25 protein-coding genes are annotated in these 20,188 nt (G+C 59.4%); 19 read left to right on the forward strand and 6 right to left on the reverse strand.

The genetic code is table 11. From position 1 onward, the window contains the following. Positions 1-216 precede the first annotated feature (216 nt). The 3 genes from VGP75_RS03560 to VGP75_RS03570 form a co-directional block, all read right to left on the reverse strand. Positions 217-2,715: a cation:proton antiporter gene (locus tag VGP75_RS03560; protein ID WP_327542343.1), complete on the reverse strand. Its 2,499-nt coding sequence runs from the start codon at positions 2,713-2,715 to the stop codon at positions 217-219. Between the two features lie 245 nt (positions 2,716-2,960). Continuing rightward, a complete protein-coding gene (locus VGP75_RS03565; protein ID WP_327542344.1) occupies positions 2,961-3,908 on the reverse strand; it encodes a DMT family transporter in 948 nt (315 codons plus the stop codon). Positions 3,909-4,223: 315 nt separating this feature from the next. Then, positions 4,224-4,766, reverse strand: a complete 543-nt coding sequence (locus VGP75_RS03570) for a metal-independent carbonic anhydrase family protein (protein WP_327542345.1) — start codon at positions 4,764-4,766, stop codon at positions 4,224-4,226. A 126-nt stretch (positions 4,767-4,892) separates the two neighbouring features. Between VGP75_RS03570 and VGP75_RS03575 the strand changes: the two genes are divergently transcribed. Further along, positions 4,893-5,828: a hydrogen peroxide-inducible genes activator gene (locus VGP75_RS03575; protein WP_327542346.1), complete on the forward strand. Its 936-nt coding sequence runs from the start codon at positions 4,893-4,895 to the stop codon at positions 5,826-5,828. 131 nt (positions 5,829-5,959) lie between these two features. Here the strand turns inward: VGP75_RS03575 and VGP75_RS03580 are convergent, their stop codons facing one another. Beyond that, positions 5,960-8,002, reverse strand: coding sequence for a TonB-dependent receptor domain-containing protein (locus VGP75_RS03580; RefSeq protein ID WP_327542347.1), 2,043 nt, complete (start codon positions 8,000-8,002; stop codon positions 5,960-5,962). Between the two features lie 196 nt (positions 8,003-8,198). Here VGP75_RS03580 and VGP75_RS03585 point away from each other — a divergent pair, with 196 nt between their 5' ends. The 17 genes from VGP75_RS03585 to tolA all read left to right on the forward strand — a co-directional run bounded on the left by VGP75_RS03585 (position 8,199) and on the right by tolA (position 18,342). Continuing rightward, positions 8,199-9,251 (forward strand): hemin-degrading factor, encoded by a 1,053-nt coding sequence (locus VGP75_RS03585; RefSeq protein WP_327542348.1) that lies wholly within the window; start codon positions 8,199-8,201, stop codon positions 9,249-9,251. Continuing rightward, a complete protein-coding gene (locus VGP75_RS03590; protein WP_327542349.1) occupies positions 9,248-10,144 on the forward strand; it encodes a heme/hemin ABC transporter substrate-binding protein in 897 nt (298 codons plus the stop codon). Before VGP75_RS03585 ends, VGP75_RS03590 begins: the two co-directional genes overlap by 4 nt. A gap of 3 nt (positions 10,145-10,147) precedes the next feature. Continuing rightward, a complete protein-coding gene (locus VGP75_RS03595) occupies positions 10,148-11,215 on the forward strand; it encodes a FecCD family ABC transporter permease (RefSeq protein ID WP_327542350.1) in 1,068 nt (355 codons plus the stop codon). Continuing rightward, complete coding sequence (locus VGP75_RS03600) at positions 11,212-11,994, forward strand: heme ABC transporter ATP-binding protein (protein WP_327542351.1); 783 nt, start codon at positions 11,212-11,214, stop codon at positions 11,992-11,994. The genes VGP75_RS03595 and VGP75_RS03600 overlap by 4 nt, the downstream gene beginning before the upstream one ends. A gap of 11 nt (positions 11,995-12,005) precedes the next feature. After that, positions 12,006-12,755, forward strand: a complete 750-nt coding sequence (locus VGP75_RS03605) for a ChaN family lipoprotein (RefSeq protein WP_327542352.1) — start codon at positions 12,006-12,008, stop codon at positions 12,753-12,755. 10 nt (positions 12,756-12,765) lie between these two features. Further along, a complete protein-coding gene (gene hmuQ / locus VGP75_RS03610; RefSeq protein ID WP_327542353.1) occupies positions 12,766-13,092 on the forward strand; it encodes a heme-degrading protein HmuQ in 327 nt (108 codons plus the stop codon). A gap of 117 nt (positions 13,093-13,209) precedes the next feature. Then, entirely contained in the window at positions 13,210-13,437 is a 228-nt protein-coding gene (locus VGP75_RS03615; RefSeq protein ID WP_327542354.1) for a hypothetical protein, read from the forward strand. A 5-nt stretch (positions 13,438-13,442) separates the two neighbouring features. Next, positions 13,443-13,607 carry a hemin uptake protein HemP gene (gene hemP, locus VGP75_RS03620; RefSeq protein ID WP_327542368.1) on the forward strand — a complete coding sequence of 55 codons (165 nt, stop codon included), beginning with the start codon at positions 13,443-13,445 and terminating at the stop codon, positions 13,605-13,607. After that, complete coding sequence (locus VGP75_RS03625) at positions 13,604-14,086, forward strand: hypothetical protein (RefSeq protein ID WP_327542355.1); 483 nt, start codon at positions 13,604-13,606, stop codon at positions 14,084-14,086. Before hemP ends, VGP75_RS03625 begins: the two co-directional genes overlap by 4 nt. 54 nt (positions 14,087-14,140) lie before the next feature. Continuing rightward, positions 14,141-14,401, forward strand: a complete 261-nt coding sequence (locus VGP75_RS03630; protein WP_327542356.1) for a DUF1289 domain-containing protein — start codon at positions 14,141-14,143, stop codon at positions 14,399-14,401. A 44-nt stretch (positions 14,402-14,445) separates the two neighbouring features. Next, positions 14,446-14,868, forward strand: a complete 423-nt coding sequence (locus VGP75_RS03635; RefSeq protein WP_327542357.1) for a hypothetical protein — start codon at positions 14,446-14,448, stop codon at positions 14,866-14,868. A gap of 109 nt (positions 14,869-14,977) precedes the next feature. Continuing rightward, positions 14,978-15,448, forward strand: coding sequence for a Dps family protein (locus tag VGP75_RS03640; RefSeq protein WP_327542358.1), 471 nt, complete (start codon positions 14,978-14,980; stop codon positions 15,446-15,448). A gap of 157 nt (positions 15,449-15,605) precedes the next feature. After that, positions 15,606-16,040, forward strand: a complete 435-nt coding sequence (locus VGP75_RS03645) for a hypothetical protein (RefSeq protein ID WP_327542359.1) — start codon at positions 15,606-15,608, stop codon at positions 16,038-16,040. Beyond that, entirely contained in the window at positions 16,037-16,687 is a 651-nt protein-coding gene (locus VGP75_RS03650; RefSeq protein WP_327542360.1) for a MotA/TolQ/ExbB proton channel family protein, read from the forward strand. The genes VGP75_RS03645 and VGP75_RS03650 overlap by 4 nt, the downstream gene beginning before the upstream one ends. Next, a complete protein-coding gene (locus VGP75_RS03655; protein WP_327542361.1) occupies positions 16,680-17,060 on the forward strand; it encodes a biopolymer transporter ExbD in 381 nt (126 codons plus the stop codon). Before VGP75_RS03650 ends, VGP75_RS03655 begins: the two co-directional genes overlap by 8 nt. Next, a complete protein-coding gene (locus VGP75_RS03660) occupies positions 17,057-17,443 on the forward strand; it encodes an ExbD/TolR family protein (RefSeq protein ID WP_327542362.1) in 387 nt (128 codons plus the stop codon). Before VGP75_RS03655 ends, VGP75_RS03660 begins: the two co-directional genes overlap by 4 nt. Continuing rightward, on the forward strand, positions 17,443-18,342 hold the full coding sequence (gene tolA, locus VGP75_RS03665; protein ID WP_327542363.1) for a cell envelope integrity protein TolA: 900 nt from the start codon (positions 17,443-17,445) through the stop codon (positions 18,340-18,342). Before VGP75_RS03660 ends, tolA begins: the two co-directional genes overlap by 1 nt. A gap of 38 nt (positions 18,343-18,380) precedes the next feature. On the opposite strand, the gene VGP75_RS03670 is transcribed toward tolA, so the two are convergent. Next, a complete protein-coding gene (locus tag VGP75_RS03670; protein ID WP_327542364.1) occupies positions 18,381-18,677 on the reverse strand; it encodes a DUF6525 family protein in 297 nt (98 codons plus the stop codon). Next, positions 18,674-19,882 carry a GTP-binding protein gene (locus VGP75_RS03675; protein WP_327542365.1) on the reverse strand — a complete coding sequence of 403 codons (1,209 nt, stop codon included), beginning with the start codon at positions 19,880-19,882 and terminating at the stop codon, positions 18,674-18,676. The genes VGP75_RS03670 and VGP75_RS03675 overlap by 4 nt, the downstream gene beginning before the upstream one ends. 107 nt (positions 19,883-19,989) lie before the next feature. Between VGP75_RS03675 and VGP75_RS03680 the strand changes: the two genes are divergently transcribed. Further along, a partial coding sequence (locus tag VGP75_RS03680) for an Rrf2 family transcriptional regulator (RefSeq protein WP_327542366.1) occupies positions 19,990-20,188 on the forward strand: 199 nt, incomplete at its 3' end.

The following is a 20,188-nucleotide window of genomic DNA, read 5'->3' on the forward strand; positions in this document are numbered from 1 at the left end:
ATTCACAACGCAGCAATGCTGAACTGCCCCAGATACCACGACAAGAAACCCACACACGCGTTTTGAACATGAAAGGCCACAAGCCGACCGCCAAAGAAACGGCTGAGACCATGACACACAGCATAACGAGGATCGAAAACACAGCCGTCAAACCAAATGAAGCGCGATATCACTAGTCGGGCAGCCGGAACTCAAAACTCCCAAAACCTAGGAATTTTAACTGGCGAACAAATCATCAGGTGCAATTCCGCGTTTTTCCGCGCTTGCGCGGACCGCATCTTGTAAAGTCGCACTGCGACGTAACAGGCGGCGGAACCTTGCTTCGTCAAGTTCCAGCAAAGTCGACGGGGTGATAACGCGCACTTCGGTCCGACGTGCTTTGCGCATCAGGATGGCCATCTGCCCGACCATTTCACCACGGCCAAGACGCCAGGTCTGGCCCGCTGTTTCGACCTCTGCTGCGCCAGAAGCGATGAAAAATACACTTTTGGCGATGCTGTCCTTGCCGATAATGATATCCCCTGCATTCACATAGCGTGTCTTGAGCACACGCGTCAGTCGCTTCAAGTCCGGCTCATCCAAAGCCGCAAAAAGTGGAAACTGACGCACCAGTTCGGAGCGTTGAAGCGCAATATCAAGCTGAGGGCGTTCCTCGGCCGCTGCGCGGCGCAAGTCGAGGTCTTCGACAAGCTTGGTGTAAACTTCAGCGCCGATCAATCCATCCTCGCGCATGGTCGCGTATTCGCGTTCTTCCAGCCGCAGTGCTGTCCGGCGGATAAAGCGCCGCTCAAGTTCTTCGGCATAGCCGGGATACTGCAACCTAAGACCGTCCAGGGCAGTTTCGACCGCGTCGATCCGGCGCGACAATGACTCACGTAATAGGTCTGCCACGCGCCGTCCGTGAATGCGCCGGATGCGCCCATCTATGAAGGCGCCCAGATCCCGCAGGATCAGCCTTTGCGACAAAAGTAATTCGAACCGGTCGGCCGTGATCCGTGCCAGTGGGAATGACAGGTGCAACCGGCTATGCAACAGCCCCGCCGCACGGAATGCGCGCCCATAGGTGACACTGCGCTTTGCGGCGCGATTGTATCCACTGCGCCCGTCAGAACGCGCGCCTTCGATCAGGCGGTCCGCATCCGAGAGCACTTGTTCCGCCATGCGGGCCGAGATTGTGCGCTCGCGCAATCGGGCAAGGATTGTGTCACGTTCGTAACCCGCAAGCGCGATAAGACCCAGCGTGATCCGGTCGCGATCCAGAATGTCTGCGCTGTCCTCTGCCGTCTTCACGGCTTCTTCAAGTCGTTCTCCAAAACCCTTTGCTTCGGACCTGACGATATCATGGCTGAGCTCATAATTCTCTGTCGTGCGCGCGAGGTCCTCGCGCACCGTCTGCAACGCAACGGCGACCACCTGCCGAGAGAGCGCCTCGTCGATCGGTGACAGCCGGTCGAGCCCCAACCGCGCGATAACCCAGCGCAGCGTCGTGCCCTGAACGATCAGTGTGAAAAGAGTGAAACCGGTCGCAAGGATGCCCACCACACGCTGTATCCCGTCCGGCACACGGAAGCTTTCGGTGACCGCAAGCGCGAGAGCCAAAGTGACCGCGCCCCGCAAGCCACCCCAGAGGATTGCAACACGGTAAGGCCGTTCGACCGCGGGTGAGAGCTTTAACGCGGACAGTAATGGCAAAAGACCAAAAAGGATCGCAACACGCGCTGCAATAGCGGCAATGATCACCACACCGACCAACAAGAAGTCTGAGACGCGCACCTCTTCCAGAAGTCGCGGGATCAGCAATGCTGCAAGGATAAAGATGAGCGCACCAGCCCAATGCGCCAGAATATCCCATAACTCGCGCAATTTTGCCCAAGCTTGCGGTTGCAGACGACTGGGACCGGTCAAGTTGAGCGTCAGCCCCGCGGCGACTACAGCAATCACGCCAGAAGCCCCGATGCTTTGCTCTGCGCCAATATAGGCAAGGTAAGGCAGTGCAACCGAGATCGAGATCTGCGCAAGCGCGTGTCGCCGGAACATGGCCATGAACCACAAAGCGATCCGCGCAGCCAACCACCCCGTGAACGCTCCTCCGGCAATCAAAAGCGGAAAGCGGGCAAGCGCGTCTGCAAGGCTTGGGTCAGGCACACCCAGCATCACGAACCCCATAAACAAACCAAATAACGCGATAGCCGCGGCGTCGTTCAGCAAACTTTCGCCCTCAATGATCCGGGCAAGCCGACGCGGCGCCGAGATCGACCGGAAGATCGAAACCACCGCCGAAGGGTCCGTTGTCGATACGATTGCGCCGATCAACAGGCAGGCCGCCAGCGGCAGGGCGCTGGCCCACGACAGGGCGTAGCCAACGGTGAGTGTCGCGACAACGACGGCCACGACAGCAAGCACCAGAATAGGCACCCAGTCTTCAAGCATCCGGCGCAGGTTCATCCCGAGCGTTGCCTGAAACAGCAGTGTCGGCAGGAAGATGTAAAGAAAGACATTGGACCGGATCGGCAGACCGAGGATCGCCTCGGCCACCGGGTTGAGCGCGTCGGTTATTTCTGTCCGCAAGAAAAATATCGCACCGACACCAATCAGAATGCCGATAGCCGCCAGGATCACACTATAGGGCAGGCGCAGCTTGGCCGCCAACGGCTCTGCCACCCCTATCACAAGGAACAATGAGGCGATGACAGTCGTGATCAGAACAATGTCCATGCTATTGAAATAACATACTGATCGTTAACCGCATCGCAAAAAAAACACGCTTTAACCACACAAGACAGATATCGTGATCACGCAGGGATAAAAACGCGAAGCGCTCAACCGCATTACCTAAGGAGCCGCGCTATCAACCATGGGACGGACCCCTAAGGGACCAAGCGCTTCCCGCTGCACCAGCGGCATCGCTGGCCGGGCTGCCCACCGGCTGTGAATGCGTTGCAGAAACGACATAGGCCAGATCAGATCGGTGGCGCAGCGCGCTCGGTGATCAGTTGACGCGCAGTGACCCTTTCGCGGTGGATCATATACAATCCCGCACTGATGATGATGGCGATGCCCGTAAGCGTAAGCGCATTGGGGAAATCATTGAAAACCAGATAACCCAGCAATGTTGCCACCGGCAGTTCCAGATACTGCAGTGGCGCCAGTGTGGCCGAAGGCGCCAGCGAGAGCGCATAGGTCATCATCATATGGCTCAGCGTGGCGAAAAATCCGACCCCCAGGAGCCAGAGCCATACCACGCCTTCGGGCCAAACCGGATCAAGAAAAGCTATCCCCCTGCCCTCGGCCAATATCAAAACCGGCAGGCACAGGAAGCTGGCAACAAGACCTGTGTGAAATTGCAAGATCACGGGATGCATTCTGCGCGACAGCCCGCGCGTCACGAGTATATAGAACGCGAAACCCACAGCCGTGCCCAGCGGAAAGAGTGCCACTGCGCCAAAGGTTGCAAAACTGGGTTGGATCACAAACAAGACACCCACAAAGCCCACAATGGCGGCAACAACGCGCCGCGAACCTACATCTTCGTACAGGTAGAACTTCCCCACCAACAGCACGATGAACGGGGCCACAAACACGATCGCCAGAGCGTCAGCAAGCGGCATAACGCGTATTGCGGCAATAAAGCAAAAAGTTGAGGCTAACAAAAGTATCGCGCGAAACAAGAGCGGAAACCATTGCCGCCGCTCCACCCGCAACGACAGACCCATCATCCAGACAAAAGGCGCCATCAGCACGCATTGAACGACAAAGCGCGCGGCCGTGATCTGCCCCACTGGCACGCTGGCCGATGCCAGCTTGGCCGCAACATCCAGTAACGGGGCGGTCACGCAAAATCCTAGCATCAAGACGACACCGGTGAGGATGCGGTCCGTAGAGTGATTGAGAGAGGAAGACTGGGTCATAGGGCCCAAGTAAGGGTCTCAGCAAAGATGCGTCTGTTCCTTTTACGACGCTTGGTCGTGCTCTATGACCCATTTGAGCGGTGACGTCACGCGCAGCGCACGTTTCGAACGGCCCCTCTTCAACACTGCCGCAGTATCCTTGAACGTCAGCCATCGCGGGGGCGTTCAAAGCCTTCGCAAACTTGTTTTGAGAAGGCGATGTGGTCGCCAAACCCCGAAAACCTTTCGAACACTCCAAAACGGAGCGATTTCAGGGGGCATATAGTACGTTTGAGAAACGAGGGGCCGGACACGCGTCCGACCCCTCCATCTTGGTTAGTTTGCCGAGAATGGCAAGGAGGAGTGGTGCAAGACGATTTTCGGTTCCCCGTTCTCCATCTGCGCATAGCCGAAGGTATATTCGACCTTTACTTCTGACCCATCAGCCGTTGTGAAGAAGTAGTTGCCCATCGACATGGCTTTTTTGCCGCTGATGATAGTGCCTTCGTTTTCCCAACGGACATTGGAGTAAGGCGCAATTGCAAAGCCGCTGTCCTCGGCAATGTCACCGCCGACAAAGTAGGACAGCGCCTCGTCGAATGTGCCGCGGAACTGATCCTCTGCGGCAAGCGTCGGCTTGAACAGCACTTCACCTTCCTCATAGGCGTAGAAAGTATTGATATGGTTCGCTGCTTCAGTTCGGTAATCACCTCCGTCGGTATAGACGCGGCCAATATTCACAATGCCCTCGCCCCACGCAGTTTGAACGGCGGTGATCTGCTCGGGCGTTAAACCTGAATGGCCGTCGGCAAGAGCGACACTGTGGGTGGCTGCGAAAGCAAGAGCGGCCGCGGCGGCGATAGTTTTTGGTCCAGTCATATCAGAGTTCCTTTTCACAGGTTTGGGTTTGTCCGTGATTGTCAGATAGGAAATCAGTATCCATATAACCAATTGAATGTTTTTCTACTTTCAATAGCCCAAGAGAATGGATCGGAGGCCAAGACGATGCGCCCAACGCTAAGACAAATCGAATATTTCGTGGCCGTTGCTGAATACGGTGCCTTCGGTGCCGCGGCGGATGCCCTTGCCGTTAGTCAGCCAAGTCTGTCCAAGCAACTCAGCACCATGGAACAGGAATTAGGTATCCGCCTGTTCGAGCGCACGTCGCGGCGCGTGTCGCTCACACCAACCGGCCGTGCAGTATTGGCGCGGGGAAGATCAATCTTACGTGATGTGCGCGACTTCAAAGCCATCGCGCGAGGGACCACGAGCCTGTTTGCGGCCAAGCTGTCGATCGGGGTACTGCCCTCGATAGGAGCGTATTTCATGCCGATAGCGAACCGGCGGCTACATAATCTTTATCCCGATCTTCGCCTCGTCATACAGGAAGGGGCGACGCGGCCACTTCTTCAACTGCTCAAGGACGGTACTATAGATGCTGTTATTGGAACCCCAACAAATGAACCCGAATTTGACAGCGCCCCCCTCTTTGAAGAAGCCCTCTGGGTTTGTGCCGCAAGCGACGATCCAATCTCCTTGGGTAGCGGTCCGGTCACATTATCGGACCTCGCAAATAGTCCACTGCTATCCTTGAGCGCAGAATTCCGGCTGAACGACATAGTCGAACAGCTCGCAAGGAAGGCAGGCACCTATCTGAGCCGTGATTACGAAGGCGGCAGCCTCGACGCGGTGCGACAGATGGCAGTGATGGGCGCGGGTGTCGCGATCTTGCCCTCCCTCTACGCCCTTGCAGAAGCGGTGCGGGATCCCGAGTTCAAGGTGCGCAGGCTGGATCACCCGGATGCAGTTCACCCCGTTGCTTTGCACTGGCGGCGGACCTCCCCCGCCGCAGAGGATTTCATCAGCCTTGCCAAAGACCTGATTATCGTAAAACAAGAAATTCGCGCCTTGCGCGTCCAACGTTTCGGAAGCCATCCCTGAGCCTTGATGCCTATTCAAATCGTGATCGGAAAAACCCGCGCAATCCTGTCAGCAAATCAACACCCCAGCGCGCTCTGCAGTCTGCAAAGTTTGAAATGCTGACAGGATGGCCCTTACCCGTCTTGTCGCGCTCAGAAGGTTTGCGTGAACGATAAGTTGAACGATCTGCCCGGCGCTTTCCTGCTGGGCGAAGACAGATGCCCCACGTAATCAGCATCGAGTGCGTTTTCGACACCGAAGCGCACTTCACTTCCATCAAGCCATCCTTGGCCTTGTGGCGTCCATGTTGCACGCAGGTTGTGCACAGTGCTGTCCGGCAGATCATCGCCAAGGGCATCGCGGCGATCAACTGCGTGGATGATTTCCCAGCTCAGATCGAGGCGGTCTTCCCATTTTCTGCCCAGTGTCAGCTGTGCCCGATCCGCCGGCGTGTTGCGCCAAGTTGCATCGGTACCATCAGGGTTGAATTCGGTACCCTCGCCGATATGTCCGGCGAAATCGGCGTATAAGCCGCTTGTCATGCCATAAGAGGCTTCCAGTTCAATCCCGCTGGACTCCACACGGTCCAGTTCCGTCGCCATCGAACCTGCCACCGTGTAACTTGTAATGTCGCGCAGTTCAGTCTGATAAAGGTTGCCGCGCATGGTGAAGGTGTCACCATTGGCAAAGACATCAGTGCTTGTGTATTCGGCACCAAGCTCGAATGTGTGGGATTTCTCTGACATGCCGATCCGCCGTTGTGCGGTGGCGCTGGTTCCAAGATCATCAATGATCGGCAGACCTTCGGTATAGGCGGCCGAGCCGAAGACAGACAGCCCCGTACCAAGATCATAGGCCAGTGCCAGACCGCCCATCAGAGCGTCCTTTTCATAGGTATCGGGAACACCTGCGAGGTCGTTTTCGCTTTCAATGCTGGAGCTTTCATAGCGCATGGCCGGTGTCACCGTGAATTGACCCATGGTCATTTCATCAACGACAAAAAGGGCGAAACGATCGTTTGTGCCACCCGGCGCACCGCCAGCCGCGTTATCGGCACGGATACGGCGCTGCGCTTCAACCCCTGCAAGCATGTCATGCGCGATTGCGCCTGTGTCAAACAAGGCGCGGTTTGTCACGGTCAGCTTGGCCGTTTCATAGCGTTGGTCGGCATTTACCGTTTCAAGAAGGAACGGAAAGCTGGGCGTCCCTTCGAGAGGCGAGGACCCGGGGATGTAGTCGGATTCGATTGCCTGATCGGCATAAGACAGATTGGCGCGTAGATCGACGAGATCAGTGACCGGATTGAAACGATACTCGACAGCCGTCTGGGTCGTTTCAGTCAGACGGTCGACGCGACCAAAGGAATCAGCCGTGGTGACGAATTGGTCATAAGGAACGTCCTTGTCATCTGCGACCGTGCTTGAATGGCTGAACATCAGGGAATGTGCGTCGTCCTGACCGAAAGTGAATGTGCCCTTCGCGAGGAAGGAAGGCGTGCGGAACGCGCTGTTTCCAATCGTCGTCCCGTCACCTGCCGTCAGGTCGTCCTGATCGCGCAGGGTATAATTCAGCAGAAATTCGGCACCTTCCGTCGGCATCCAAGCAAGGTTGGTCGAACTGACCCACCCGCTGCCATTCGAGTTGAACGAAAGGGTCTGGGAGCCCCCAAAGCCAGGCACACCCCCTGTGAAATCTGAGGCATCCTTTGTTTCCAGCCTTACAACCCCCCCGACAATACCAGAACCATAGGCAAAGCTGCCGATGGTCCCGCGCAAGACCTCGACTTCGCGATAGAGCAGCGGATCGGTGAAAAGCTGTGTGCCGATGCGGTAGAGTTCTTCCGACCCGACCGAGGCGCCGTCGATCTGGATGGCGATTTTCTGGTCCGAGCCGAAGGTCGTGTTCGCGCCAAACCCACGGATATTGATCCCCGACCCTTGCGGCGTCGTGCCGTTCACCAAGGTCACCCCCGGCACGCTGTCGATCAGTTGCGCGACCGTGCTGGCCTGTCGGTCCATGATCTCTTCTTCACCGACAACTGTGCGCGACAGCGCGGTGCCAAAACTGAGATCGCGTTTGCCGCCGGTGAGGATAAGTGTCCCCAGAAAGCCGGGATCACTGTCTTGTGCCGTGGCTGGCATTGCCAGCGAAAAGCAGACGAGCGCGGTCGTGCCGCGCATCAAAGAGGTAAGCATTGCGCCATCCTTCGTGTGTTTCAGGCCGAAGCTTGCGAAGGCTGGCGCGGCAGTTTTCATGATTTTGCGCTACGACGTACCGCAATGGGTTGCAGCTTTAACCTTACCCAACTAAAACAGTCAAGTAATTAGAAAGCCACGCACCACGTCTTTCGGGCGCAGCCATCGGACCACACACAAACATCCGAGGACGCCCATGACACAGCAATCCGCTGGCAAACCATCCGATATTCGCGCCTTTCTTGCAGAAAACCCGAAACTGCGCGCCCGCGATGCGGCAAACGCACAAGGCATTGCCGAAGCGCAGCTCGTTGCTGCCGGCGTCGGGCATGGCACCACCCGAATCGCGGCTCACCCCGATCGGATTATTCCCGCAGCCGAAGCCTTGGGCGAAGTCATGGCGCTGACCCGCGTTGATGCCTGCGTCCATGAAAAGGTAGGCGCATATGGCAACTATCACCGTGGCGATCATGCCGCGATGACCCTGACCGAAAATGTGGACCTGCGCATCTTTCCGTCACATTGGGTGCATGCCTTCGCTGTCGAGACAGAGACCGCGCAGGGCTTGCGACGCTCTTTGCAGATTTTCGATGCAGCAGGCGACGCGGTGCACAAAATCCACCTGCGTGAAGGATCGCAGCACAACGCATGGGCCGCAATTGTTGCTGATCTGGCGGTCGCGGATCAGTTCGACAGCCAGCCTGTCGAGGCCCGCAAGCCGGTCGAGGGGCCGAAATCGCGCGCTGACAAAGCCGACATCCTACGGACAGAATGGGCAAAGCTGACGGATACACACCAATTCCTGCGCCTGTGTGCCAAACTCAAGATGAACCGGCTCGGGGCCTACCGGATCGCCGGTGCGCCCTGGGTGCGCCAGCTTGCCCCCAAGGCCGCTGATACAATGCTTCATGCTGTACGCGATGCCGGGATCGAGGTGATGATCTTTGTCGGAAACCGTGGCTGCATCCAGATCCACACCGGTAAGATCCATAGCCTGAAACCGATAGGGCCTTGGCAGAACGTCATGGATCCCGGGTTCAACCTGCATCTGCGTCTCGACAAGGTGGCCGAGGTCTGGGCCGTGCATAAACCCACGCAACGCGGACCTGCCGTATCGGTCGAAGCCTTCGATGCAGAAGGCGGTATGATTTTTCAGGTGTTCGGCGTCGGCAAGGAGGGGCGCGATTCACGCGCCGAATGGGGCCAGATCGTGGATTGTCTTTCAACGCTTGTGGAGGTGCCCGCATGAGACACTACGCCAGTAAAGCCGCCTTTCGGACGGGGCTCTGCGCAGCTTTGTGCAGCACGTTTCTTGCCATAGCCGTCAACGCCGAACAAAGCGCAGATGCGCCGCAAACACAGGCCGATGTGCTGTCAATCGGCGGGTCAGTCACGGAAATCGTAGCAGCCCTCGGTCAGGAACACCGCCTCAAGGCGCGCGACACAACGTCCAGTTATCCGCCCAGTGTCGCCGACCTGCCCGATGTGGGTTACATGCGCGCCCTTTCTCCCGAAGGTGTGCTCTCGATTGGGCCATCACTGATACTGACCGAGGAAGGTGCGGGACCTCCCGAGGCGCTCGATGTGATACGCGCGGCAAACATAGATCTTGTCGAGGTGCCCGACGCCCTGAGCGTTGCAGGCATCCTGCGCAAGATCGAGATCGTGGGCCAGACACTTGGTGTGCCTGAACGCGCCGCCGGATTGATGGCGGAAGTCGAGGCCGATCTCGTGGCCGCGCTTACGGACGCCGAACACCCCGAGGACGGCAAGAGGCGCGTGCTTTTTGTGCTGTCCACGCAGGGCGGCAAGATCAATGCCTCTGGCACAGGCACGGCAGCGGACGCGCTGATCCGCATGGCAGGGGGTGTGAATGCGGTCTCCGATTACGAAGGCTACAAACAGATCACCGACGAAGCGGTCGGGCTGGCCGCGCCCGATGTGATCCTGATGATGGACAGGGGCGGCGATCATGGGGTGGCAGATGACGAATTGTTCGCCATGCCGGCGGTCCGGTTGACACCTGCCGCGCAAACGCGTTCGATCGTGCGGATGGATGGCCTGTTGATGCTCGGTTTCGGGCCGCGCACGGCGCAGGCCGTGCAGATGCTGAACGACGCGCTTTATGCAAAAGGAACCTGACCGGTGACTGTCGTATCGGATATCGCGGTCGCCCCGCGCGACCGGTTGAACCACGCCCGCGCCTTGCACTGGGTTCTTGCGGCAGCCCTTGGGCTGGCCTGTCTTGTGAACCTGCAGGTTGGCGCAACAGATGTCACCCTGTCATCCGTGCTGGCAAAACTGGCGCAGGGTGAGACGCTGAGCCAGATCGAGCGCGTGGTGCTGTTTGACATCCGCCTGCCCCGGCTTGCCATGGGAATACTGGTCGGTGCGGCCTTGGCCGTATCAGGGGCTGCGATGCAAGGTCTGTTCCGCAACCCGCTGGCCGACCCGGGCATCGTTGGCGTGGGGGCCGGTGCGGGACTGGGTGCGATCCTTGCCATCGTGCTGGGCGCACTCTTGCCCGTCTGGATGATCGACCGCGCAGGCAACCACCTTGTGCCCTTTGCCGCCTTTCTGGGCGGCTGGATCTCGACCATTCTGCTCTATCGCGTCTCCACACGGCACGGGCGCACATCTGTGGCGACGATGCTACTGGCGGGCATCGCGCTCGGCGCATTGGCGGGGGCCTTGTCGGGTATCCTCGTCTATATCGCCGATGACAGACAATTGCGCGATCTAACCTTCTGGGGTCTGGGCTCGCTTGCGGGTGCGAGCTGGGCCAAGGTGCTGTCCGCCGCTCCGTTGATCCTTCTCTCCATCGGTACGGCAGTGATGCTGGGGCGCGGGCTTAACGGGCTGGCGCTGGGTGAGGCGACCGCCGCCCATATCGGCATCAATGTGCAGCGCATGAAATCTGTGGCGATCCTTGCCGTCGCCGGTGCCACCGGTGCGGCGGTCGCTGTGTCGGGCGGGATCGGGTTTATCGGGATCGTGGTGCCGCATCTGCTGCGTCTTGCCTCCGGTCCGGATCACCGGACGCTGCTGCTCAATTCAGCACTACTTGGCGCGACCCTGCTGATCCTCGCAGATGTCATCGCACGCGTGGTTATTGCCCCCGCAGAACTGCCCATCGGGATCGTGACGGCCGTCCTTGGCGCACCGGTCTTTTTGTGGATACTACTCAAACGTCGTGGATTGGTGGAACTATGAGCCTGATTGCCGAAGATATCCGCGTTTCTTACGGCAAGCACGCGGCGCTGCGCGGCGTGAGCCTGACAGCCCTGCCCGGAGAGGTGACCGCCATCGTTGGCCCCAACGGCTCCGGAAAATCCACCTTGCTCGGGGCGATTACGGCCTCACTGCCCTATCGCGGTGCGGTCAGCCTGAACGGACAGGACATCAGCGGCATGAAACCATGGCAGCTTGCGGCACAGCGCGCGGTCTTGCCCCAAGCGTCGCGCCTCGCGTTTCCGTTTACCGTCATGGAGGTGGTCCGGCTGGGCCTGCAATCCGGCACGGCCGGAGACAGACCCGAGGTGCCTATGCAGGCGCTCGCCCGCGTCGGCCTCGCGCATTACGCTGACCGGACCTTTCAGGAATTGTCCGGCGGCGAGGCGCAAAGGGTCATGCTTGCCCGCGTTCTGGCGCAGGTCTGGGCCCCTGTCGAGAACGGTCAACCGCGCTGGCTCTTGCTGGATGAGCCGGTCTCGAGCCTCGATATCGCACACCAGCTCCAGGTGATGGACATCGCACGCGGATTTGCCCGCGCAGGTGGCGGGGTCATTGCCGTGATGCATGATCTGAACCTGACTGCACTTTATGCCGACCGCGTCGCGCTGCTTGCGACAGGCAAACGCATGGCCTTCGGGCAGCCGCAGGAGGTACTGACAGACGAGATATTGTCGGACGCCTACGGCTGCGCCCTGCGCGTCTCGGCCCCACCGCCCGCCGGCATACCCTTTATTTTGCCGCACGCAGCATCGGCCTGAAAGGAGCCCACATGCGATTGACCGCTCTGTTTTTTGTGCTCGCCCTGCCTGCGATGGCCAAACCTGTTGCCGATATCGTCGTTCTTGGCGAGGTCCATGACAACCCTGATGCACATCTGGGGCAAGCCGCCGCCTTGCAGGACCTGCGGCCCACCGCGGTCGTGTTCGAGATGCTCACCGCAGAACAGGCCGCGCGCGCTGACGCCGACCGGACCCAGATCGCCGCCGCATGGGAGGCAAGCGGTTGGGGTGATTTCCCGATCTATGCGCCGGTCTTTGAGGCCATGGGCGATGCGCGCATCGTCGGTGCTGCAGCCCCGCGCGACGCGATCCAGCGTGTCTACAGTGATGGTGCAGCTGCCCTTTTCGGTGAAGACGCCGCGCGTTTCGGTCTGGACGAGCCTTTGCCGGACAGCCAGCAAGAGACACGCATGCAACTACAATTCGAGGCGCATTGCGAAGCCATGCCGTTTGCGATGATGGCGGGTATGGTCAGCGTGCAGCGCTACCGCGATGCGGTTTTTGCCCGCGCCGCACTTGAGGCGCTCGAAACCTACGGACCACCCGTCGCCGTGATCGCCGGAAACGGCCACGCCCGCACCGATTGGGGTGTACCCGCCAAGATCGCCAGAGCGGCCCCTGACGTGACAACCTATGCGATCGGCTTTGTCGAAGAAGACGCAGGACTTCCTTTCAACGAGGTCCGCATCGTCCCACCCGCTGAACGCGACGATCCCTGCAAATCCCTGACATCCAACTAAGGAGAAAAAGATGTACCTCGCGATGAACCGTTTCACTGTACCCTTGGAAAATGCCGCTGAATTCGAAGAGCTTTGGCTGACCCGGGAAAGCAAATTGCAGGACATGGACGGTTTCGTGTCCTTCCACATGCTGAAGGGCCCCGAGGACGACGGCAAAATCCTCTATGCCTCGCACACCCTGTGGCAGTCAGAGGCGCATTTCCGCGCATGGACAACCAGCGCGGAATTCCGCGCCTCACACGCCCGCGCGGGTCAAAGCCGCAAGCTGCACGAGGGCACGCCGCGTTTTGAGGGGTTCACCACAATCCAGCAGATCGACACTTTGCAAAGCGTATGACGTCTGAAACCGCCATGCGATTTGGCAAATCTATGTTCTTGACTAAAACTGTCGGGTTATTGTAGGCATAGCGCATAACCTGACTTATTTTGTCAGAATACCGCAAGGCATCGTGCGATGCCCGTCCAAGCCACCACGAACGGCAGCCCGGATGTCAACTATAAGGATGAAATCGCAATGACACCCGTCTCTCGGGCAACCAGCCAGAAGCCTGAAACTGCCAGCTCTACATGGCGTGAAATCGTGCAATCCGGTGCCGATAGCGCGCAGATAGAAGGGTTTGCGCTTGAGCATCTAATCGACTTGCAACGCAATCGTATGCGCACGACAGGAGAGGGTCGATGAGCCTGATGCAAAATCTGCCCCGCCCCGGGTCCGTCGACAGGACCGCTGACACGGACACCTACGACGCACGCGATCTGATCCGCAACGGTCTTAAGGCCGACATCGTGCTGGATGGCCAGACCTACACCCTGCGCATCACACGCGCGGGCAAGCTGATCCTGACCAAATGACAGGTACCGCACACACCAAAGGCGCCAGCGTGGTCGGTCAACTGACTGACATCGCACCTTGGGAAGCCGAGCTGATTATGTCCGTCCGGTTCTGGATGGCGGGTCCTGACAGTCAGGCCGAAGTCTGGAACGGTTTTGCGCATAGTTTTGGGGCCACCGAGGGCCTTGCAGAGTTGCGCAATTTCGAATGCCTGCTGTCCGATCTGTGCAGGTTTGCCCGCAGGCCGCTTGTCCGGCACGGGCTTGGGTGCACCTGTATCGGTTCGGACGAAGCGATCCTGCAAACCCTTGTCCGCGAAGCCGCGCGCGGTGATCTGGCCGAGGCGGCGATGATCGCATCCCTGCTTGTGCCCGCACGCCATGCTGAACCGGTTGCCCTGATGGCAGCACGGGTTGGCCTTGCGATGCAGCGCCTGGTCCAAACAGGGCCGGCCACATCCCTGCCCCGCCACAAACCCGAAGACCGCACCCTGCATTGAACAATACACAACAGCCAGAACGGGCACCGTGCCCAAACATCCAGCGAGCCTATCATGTCCAAAATCCCCAGCCCCTGCATCAGCGTCTGCAAATTCAAACGCGAAGGCCACTGTATCGGATGCTCCATGACCAAAGCGCAGAAGTCGACCTTCAAGGCTTTGAAAAAGAACAAACACCGCGAGGCCTTTGTCGCGCTTGTCGTCGCGCAACAGGCCGTGATGGGGCGCTACAAACATTGGGAACAGGCTTATGAAAAGCGGTGCCGCAAGAAAAAGGTGACCCTCACGATGCTGGATGGCGGGAAGGCCGCATGAACAGATTGCGCCATGAAAGACCCAAGAACAAGGACCGAGACGCCTTGACCGCATCCCTTTGCCGGACCCTAGACGACCGCGCATTGACGCCGGACGTTACGTGCTCTTCGGACGGCTTGCTCGACCATTTGCGCGATGTCGCGCGCACCAACCGATGCAAGGCGCATATCGAGCTTTTCGGTGCCTGTGCCGCTCTGTCCACAAACCGCAATGTCGCGCGGCACGCGGCGGCAGAAGTGCTGGTGCGCTGCCTGTCGCAGGCCTTGCAACGCCGACCTGCCTTTTTTCGTGTTGGAGAACAGGAGACGTCGTTTGACGAAAAATGGCTGATCGCATTAGCCCGCAGCCTCAAGAACGGCGATGAGAGCAGCGCCGCGTTCCTTCTGAACTCGCGCGTTCCAAAACACGCACACCGAAATCTGGTGTTCCTTCTACGCAATGTAACTGACAGTTTTACTCAAGTTTAGAATCGTTCTAAAGTCGCTTGCCCGATGCAATTCCACCATATATAAAGGTGGTGCAAGCCAGCTAACCGCCAGCCAGCACAGAATTTCTTTTTTGATGCAGGAGGCACCCTTGACCCAAACCGCCCAAACACTTTCAACCGACGCAACCACACAGATTGCCGAGGCACTTAATCAATGCGTTGCAGAAACCGCAGTGACCACGATGCTGGCACAGAACTTTCATTGGAACGTGACCGGCATGGCCTTTGGCCCCCTGCACGATCTGTTCCAGAAGATCTACGAAGACCACTTCGTCGGACAGGACGATCTGGCCGAACGGATCAAGGCGCTTGACGCCCATGCCGAAGGCACGCTTGCCGGTATGTTGAAACGATCCAAAGTCGCCGAAGTTGATGGTGTGCCCGCTGCCGAAGAGATGATCCGCCTCATGAAGCAAGCACAGGAAACACTGGCCGAGACCATAGCCGGTGCAGGTGAACTTGCCGCAGATCATGGCGACACGCTGACTGAAGATCTCTGCATTGCACGCGGCCAGGTCCATGAGAAATTCGCATGGATGCTGCGGTCGCACCTGGCGTGATCCAAGCCGGACGATCGTGGTCCTGCACCCCTCGGGAAAAGACATACTAATTTAATCAGGTATTGAACGCGACCCCGCTGGATGGTAACAGATTGCCATCCAGCAAGGGTGCGTCACCCCAGCCAGATGACCCAAGGGGAAATCGAAGGCTGGGAAAATGTTCAAATTCAAATCAGATCGCGCAGCTGTAATTCTGGCTACCTGTTTGTCGGCTGCCCCCGTGCTTGCGCAAGATGCGCAGGGCGCGCACATATCTATCGAACTCAATGCAGTAGAGCCTGTCGAAGACGCCTGCCGGATCAGTTTTCTTGTCCAGAACGGACACAGCATTGATATCGAACAAGCAGTCTACGAGGCAGTGCTTTTTGACACACAAGGACGTGTTGACCGGCTCACACTCTTTGATTTCGGCGCCCTGCCCGCAGCGCGGCCCCGCGTGCGGCAATTCGTGGTGCCCGGTCTTGCCTGTGCGTCATTGGGAAGTCTTCTGATCAACGGTGCCGAAACCTGTGCCGGAGACAATCTGCCTGCAGGTGCTTGCAGCACAGGGCTCGCACTCGACAGCCGCACCGATGTCGAGGTGCTGGGATGATCACCGCACTTCAAGAAAGCATACAGCGCATTGCCGCGCTTGGCGGGCCCGTCGTCCTGCTACTTTGCGTGCTTTCGGTTCTGGTTCTGGCGGTGGTTCTGTTCAAACTCTGGCAATTCGCGGCGGCAGGTGTCGGACGCCACAAGGCCCTGCGGGACGCCATCGCAGCCTGGGATACAGGCGACCGGACAGCAGCGCGCGATCACCTGTCGCGCTCGCGCAGCTATCTGGTTCCGGTGGTCACCATGGCGCTTGACGGCCAGACGGGCGCGGCGCGCCTTGAAGCAGAGGCCGAGGCACGGTTTGCCCGACTGGAAAGCGGCTTCAGGTTTCTCGATTCTGTCGCCCAGCTTGCCCCGCTCTTGGGTCTGTTCGGCACCGTTCTTGGCATGATTTCGGCATTTCAGGCGCTTCAGCAGGCAGGGAGCCAAGTCGACCCCGCGATCCTTGCCGGTGGCATCTGGGTGGCCCTGTTGACCACTGCTGCAGGCCTTGCCTTGGCGATGCCGACCTCGGTCATCCTAAGTTGGCTCGAGACCCGCATGGATGCAGACCGCGTGCTGGCGCAAAAGGCCCTGCACACAGTGCTGTCGCCTTCAGGTGTTCGTAAAGTCATGGACCCACACGGTGTCGCCGCCCATGCGTAACATGCGACGCAGGCGCAGGCTGTCGATGACATCCCTGATTGACGTCATCTTCCTGCTGCTTCTGTTTTTCATGCTGTCCTCGACATTCACCCGCTTCTCCGAGGTCGAGTTTGCCGCGGCCCGCTCAGGGGAAACTGCATCCACTGAACGTCCGGTCTTTTTGTCGCTGGCCGCAGTATCGTTGCGCCTGAACGGCTCGGAAACGGCTCTTGATAGTTTGCCCTCGGCGCTCGCCGCGCACAGGAACGGTGATACCCCCCTTGGGGTGCTGCTCTCGACCGGGGCTGATGTGACTGCGCAGCGATTGACCGACCTGCTTGTGGCTCTCCGTGCGATCCCGCATGTCACTGTCACGGTTCTGGAGGCGACATGAAGCAGCGCCGCAAACGAAGCGAACGCGAACCGACCATCGCATTGATCAATATCGTTTTCCTGATGCTGATCTTCTTTCTTGTCGCGGGCACACTAGTCACACCGCTGGACAAAGATCTGCGCCTGGTTCGCACCGCTGATCTTGCGGGTGCCGCACCCGCGGAAGCGCTGGTTTTGCACGCCGACGGGCGCATGACCTATGAAGGTGGCGTCGTCACCTCGGCTGCGGATTTTGTCGCCAGCCTGCCCGAACCTGCGCGTGCACGCGTGCGGATCATCCCCGACCGTGATCTGCCTGCGGCCACGCTGGTCGCCCAAGGCCGCGCCTTGCGCGTGGCGGGCGCGGACCGCGTTGTGATTGTTACCGAACAGGGGTTGGAGTGATGCGCCACGCCGGTCCGGCCAAGTTAGTGGCCCTGTCTCTGGCCCTTGTTGCCCATAGCGCGCTGGCCATTACGTTTGTCGCACCGGAAACGCCACAGACCGAAGGTGGCGGCGGTGCCGCCGAGGTCCGGCTGGGCAGCGCATTTGCAGACATGGCGGTCGGCACCCTGAGTGCTACGCGACCGGAAGCGGCCCAAGAAACGTCACCGACAGAGATAACACCAGAAAAAACAGCCGATCAGGCCGTGCCAGTTGAAGCAGAGACAGTGCCACCCGAACACGTGACCGCGACTGCCGAAAGCGAAACGCCCGAGCGCATTGCACCCACGCAACCTTTGCCTGTGATGCGCGACACCGCCTCCGCAACGCCTGAAGCGGTACCGCCGCGACCGGCACGGATCGTCGCCGAAACCGCCGACAGCCTTGCTGTGGCACGCTCAATGCGCCCTCAGGCACGCCGCGCAGATTTCGTGGAGACACAGGTGCCCGTGCAGGCGGCGGCGTCGCGCCAGCAACCACCAGCAAGGCCCGCGCTGGGAAATGCAGATCGCAACGCGCAGGCGGGTGAATCAGCGGGAAATAAAGAGGCCATAGCACAACAAAGCGGGCCCGGCGGGCGCCAGCAGGCAGCGGGAAATGCCGCGGCAAGCAACTACCCCGGTCTGGTCATGCGGATCTTGTCACAGGCAGGCAAACCGCACGTGAATGCGCGGGGCACCGCTGTGGTATCCTTCAGCATCGACCCGCAGGGCGGATTGGCTTCGGTATCATTGGCGCAGCCTTCAGGCTCGGACGTCTTGGATCAGGCAGCGCTGCAGCTGGTGCGTGGCGCCGGCCCCTTTCCTACCCCGCCATCAGGTGCGCGTCGCAGCTTTTCGATCCAGATCGAAGGGCGTTAGCGGGAGGCCGCCAAGACCGACATGGTCACGGGTACCGATCACGTGACGTGATCCGGTTGTTGATCGCGCTTGTGCCCCGCCAGCGAGGCACGCCAGATCGGATCCTTGGCAAGTGTTTGCGCCTGCGCGCGCTCAAGGCGCGCCAGAACGGCCTCGATCGGCTCGCCCCGCGCACGGGCGCGCTGCCAGATGCGGCGGCATGACAAGGGCGACCACGGCAAGGCGGCACCCGCAAGCCACCCGCGCAATGCAGGCGGCAGGGCGTCATAGGCCTGCATCGGATCCTGCCTGCGCCGTTTCCGCTTCAGACCCGTTTCGCCAATGTTTCCGGTCATGTCGCATCTACACGCCGCCAGAGCGGGAAAGGATCAGGCAGATCGGGTAGCGTGTCAGGACCGGCAGCCACAGTCTCGGGCACCAGACAGGCGTCCAGCCGCGCCCGGATCGCAGGCCAGTCGATGTCCGCACCGATAAAGACAATCTCCTGCCGCCGGTCACCCCAAGGCTCGGCCCAATGCTGTGCTGCATAGGCCCGTGCGCTGTCATCGTCTGGCCAACGTTCGCGGGGCACAGCCGCCCACCAAGTACCAAGCGGCTTGACCGACGAGAGCGCACCCGCAAGCGAGAATTCGGCCACCCAATCGGGCCGCGTTGCGATCCAGAAATGGCCCTTGGCACGGATTACGCCAGGCAAGTCGCCGTTCAGAACGGCGAGAATGCGTTCCGGCACGAAGGGTTGGCGGGCACGGTAGACATAGGATGAAACGCCGTATTCCTCGGTTTCCGGCACATGGTCGGCAAATCCGTAAAGCTCCTTTGCCCACATCGGATGTTCATGCGCCTTTTCGAAATCAAAAAGACCCGTATCAAGGATCGCATCCGCTGCGACGTCTGAATGGTTTGTTTCGATGATCCGTGCATCGGCGTTCAGGCTACGGATGATCTTGCGCGCGGCATCCGTCCGCTCAGGTCCGGCATCAGTGATCTTGTTCAGGATCACTACATCGGCAAACTCGATCTGCTCGACCAGCAGGTTTACCAGCGTCCGGTCGTCCTCCGCGCCCAGCGTCTCACCGCGATCACGCAGGAAGTCGTGGCTGGCGTAGTCACGCAACAGGTTCACCGCATCGACGACCGTCACCATCGTATCAAGCCGCGCCACATCCGACAGGCTTTCTCCCGCCTCATCGCGGAAATCGAAGGTCGCTGCGACTGGCAGCGGTTCAGAGATACCGGTGGACTCGATCAGCAGATAGTCAAAGCGCCCCATGGCCGCGAGGCGGCGCACCTCTTGCAAAAGATCGTCACGCAGCGTGCAGCAGATACAGCCGTTCGACATCTCGACCAGCGTCTCGTCGGTGCGCGACAGCGCACCATCGGCGCGCACGAGATCGGCGTCGATGTTCACTTCGGACATATCGTTCACGATCACCGCAACGCGCCGCCCCTCGCGATTGTTCAGGACGCGGTTCAGCAGCGTTGTCTTGCCAGCACCCAAGAAGCCTGACAGGACTGTGACGGGGAGACGGTCTTGGTTCATGGCTGGCTTCCTTGCAATGTGGGCGTTGATTCCCGTAACTAAAGAAGTTACGCAATTCCCGCAACTCAAATAGTTACGTGAATAGTCGTAAATCGGGAGATTACCTCGTGAAACGCAACAGCCGCCTGTCACTTGCCCTGCACACGCTCAGCCATATGGCGCATGCACCTGACAGCCTGCGCAAATCCGCTGATATTGCCGCCCATGCCGGCACGAACCCGGTCGTCGTGCGCAGGGTGCTGGGGAATTTGCGGCAGGCAGGGCTATTGGTGTCAGAGGCGGGGCATTCCGGTGGCTGGCGCCTTG

It is taken from the genome of Yoonia sp. (assembly GCF_036007805.1).
Lineage (GTDB): Bacteria > Pseudomonadota > Alphaproteobacteria > Rhodobacterales > Rhodobacteraceae > Yoonia.

What these genes read in the sequence shown, in the direction of transcription:
- VGP75_RS03560 (WP_327542343.1), bottom strand. Translation starts at nt 2,715, where the DNA reads ATGGACATTGTTCTGATCACGACTGTCATCGCCTCATTGTTCCTTGTG.
- VGP75_RS03565 (WP_327542344.1), bottom strand. Translation starts at nt 3,908, where the DNA reads ATGACCCAGTCTTCCTCTCTCAATCACTCTACGGACCGCATCCTCACC.
- VGP75_RS03570 (WP_327542345.1), bottom strand. Translation starts at nt 4,766, where the DNA reads ATGACTGGACCAAAAACTATCGCCGCCGCGGCCGCTCTTGCTTTCGCA.
- VGP75_RS03575 (WP_327542346.1), top strand. Translation starts at nt 4,893, where the DNA reads ATGCGCCCAACGCTAAGACAAATCGAATATTTCGTGGCCGTTGCTGAA.
- VGP75_RS03580 (WP_327542347.1), bottom strand. Translation starts at nt 8,002, where the DNA reads ATGCTTACCTCTTTGATGCGCGGCACGACCGCGCTCGTCTGCTTTTCG.
- VGP75_RS03585 (WP_327542348.1), top strand. Translation starts at nt 8,199, where the DNA reads ATGACACAGCAATCCGCTGGCAAACCATCCGATATTCGCGCCTTTCTT.
- VGP75_RS03590 (WP_327542349.1), top strand. Translation starts at nt 9,248, where the DNA reads ATGAGACACTACGCCAGTAAAGCCGCCTTTCGGACGGGGCTCTGCGCA.
- VGP75_RS03600 (WP_327542351.1), top strand. Translation starts at nt 11,212, where the DNA reads ATGAGCCTGATTGCCGAAGATATCCGCGTTTCTTACGGCAAGCACGCG.
- VGP75_RS03605 (WP_327542352.1), top strand. Translation starts at nt 12,006, where the DNA reads ATGCGATTGACCGCTCTGTTTTTTGTGCTCGCCCTGCCTGCGATGGCC.
- hmuQ (WP_327542353.1), top strand. Translation starts at nt 12,766, where the DNA reads ATGTACCTCGCGATGAACCGTTTCACTGTACCCTTGGAAAATGCCGCT.
- VGP75_RS03615 (WP_327542354.1), top strand. Translation starts at nt 13,210, where the DNA reads ATGCCCGTCCAAGCCACCACGAACGGCAGCCCGGATGTCAACTATAAG.
- hemP (WP_327542368.1), top strand. Translation starts at nt 13,443, where the DNA reads ATGCAAAATCTGCCCCGCCCCGGGTCCGTCGACAGGACCGCTGACACG.
- VGP75_RS03625 (WP_327542355.1), top strand. Translation starts at nt 13,604, where the DNA reads ATGACAGGTACCGCACACACCAAAGGCGCCAGCGTGGTCGGTCAACTG.
- VGP75_RS03630 (WP_327542356.1), top strand. Translation starts at nt 14,141, where the DNA reads ATGTCCAAAATCCCCAGCCCCTGCATCAGCGTCTGCAAATTCAAACGC.
- VGP75_RS03645 (WP_327542359.1), top strand. Translation starts at nt 15,606, where the DNA reads ATGTTCAAATTCAAATCAGATCGCGCAGCTGTAATTCTGGCTACCTGT.
- VGP75_RS03650 (WP_327542360.1), top strand. Translation starts at nt 16,037, where the DNA reads ATGATCACCGCACTTCAAGAAAGCATACAGCGCATTGCCGCGCTTGGC.
- VGP75_RS03655 (WP_327542361.1), top strand. Translation starts at nt 16,680, where the DNA reads ATGCGTAACATGCGACGCAGGCGCAGGCTGTCGATGACATCCCTGATT.
- VGP75_RS03660 (WP_327542362.1), top strand. Translation starts at nt 17,057, where the DNA reads ATGAAGCAGCGCCGCAAACGAAGCGAACGCGAACCGACCATCGCATTG.
- tolA (WP_327542363.1), top strand. Translation starts at nt 17,443, where the DNA reads ATGCGCCACGCCGGTCCGGCCAAGTTAGTGGCCCTGTCTCTGGCCCTT.
- VGP75_RS03670 (WP_327542364.1), bottom strand. Translation starts at nt 18,677, where the DNA reads ATGACCGGAAACATTGGCGAAACGGGTCTGAAGCGGAAACGGCGCAGG.
- VGP75_RS03675 (WP_327542365.1), bottom strand. Translation starts at nt 19,882, where the DNA reads ATGAACCAAGACCGTCTCCCCGTCACAGTCCTGTCAGGCTTCTTGGGT.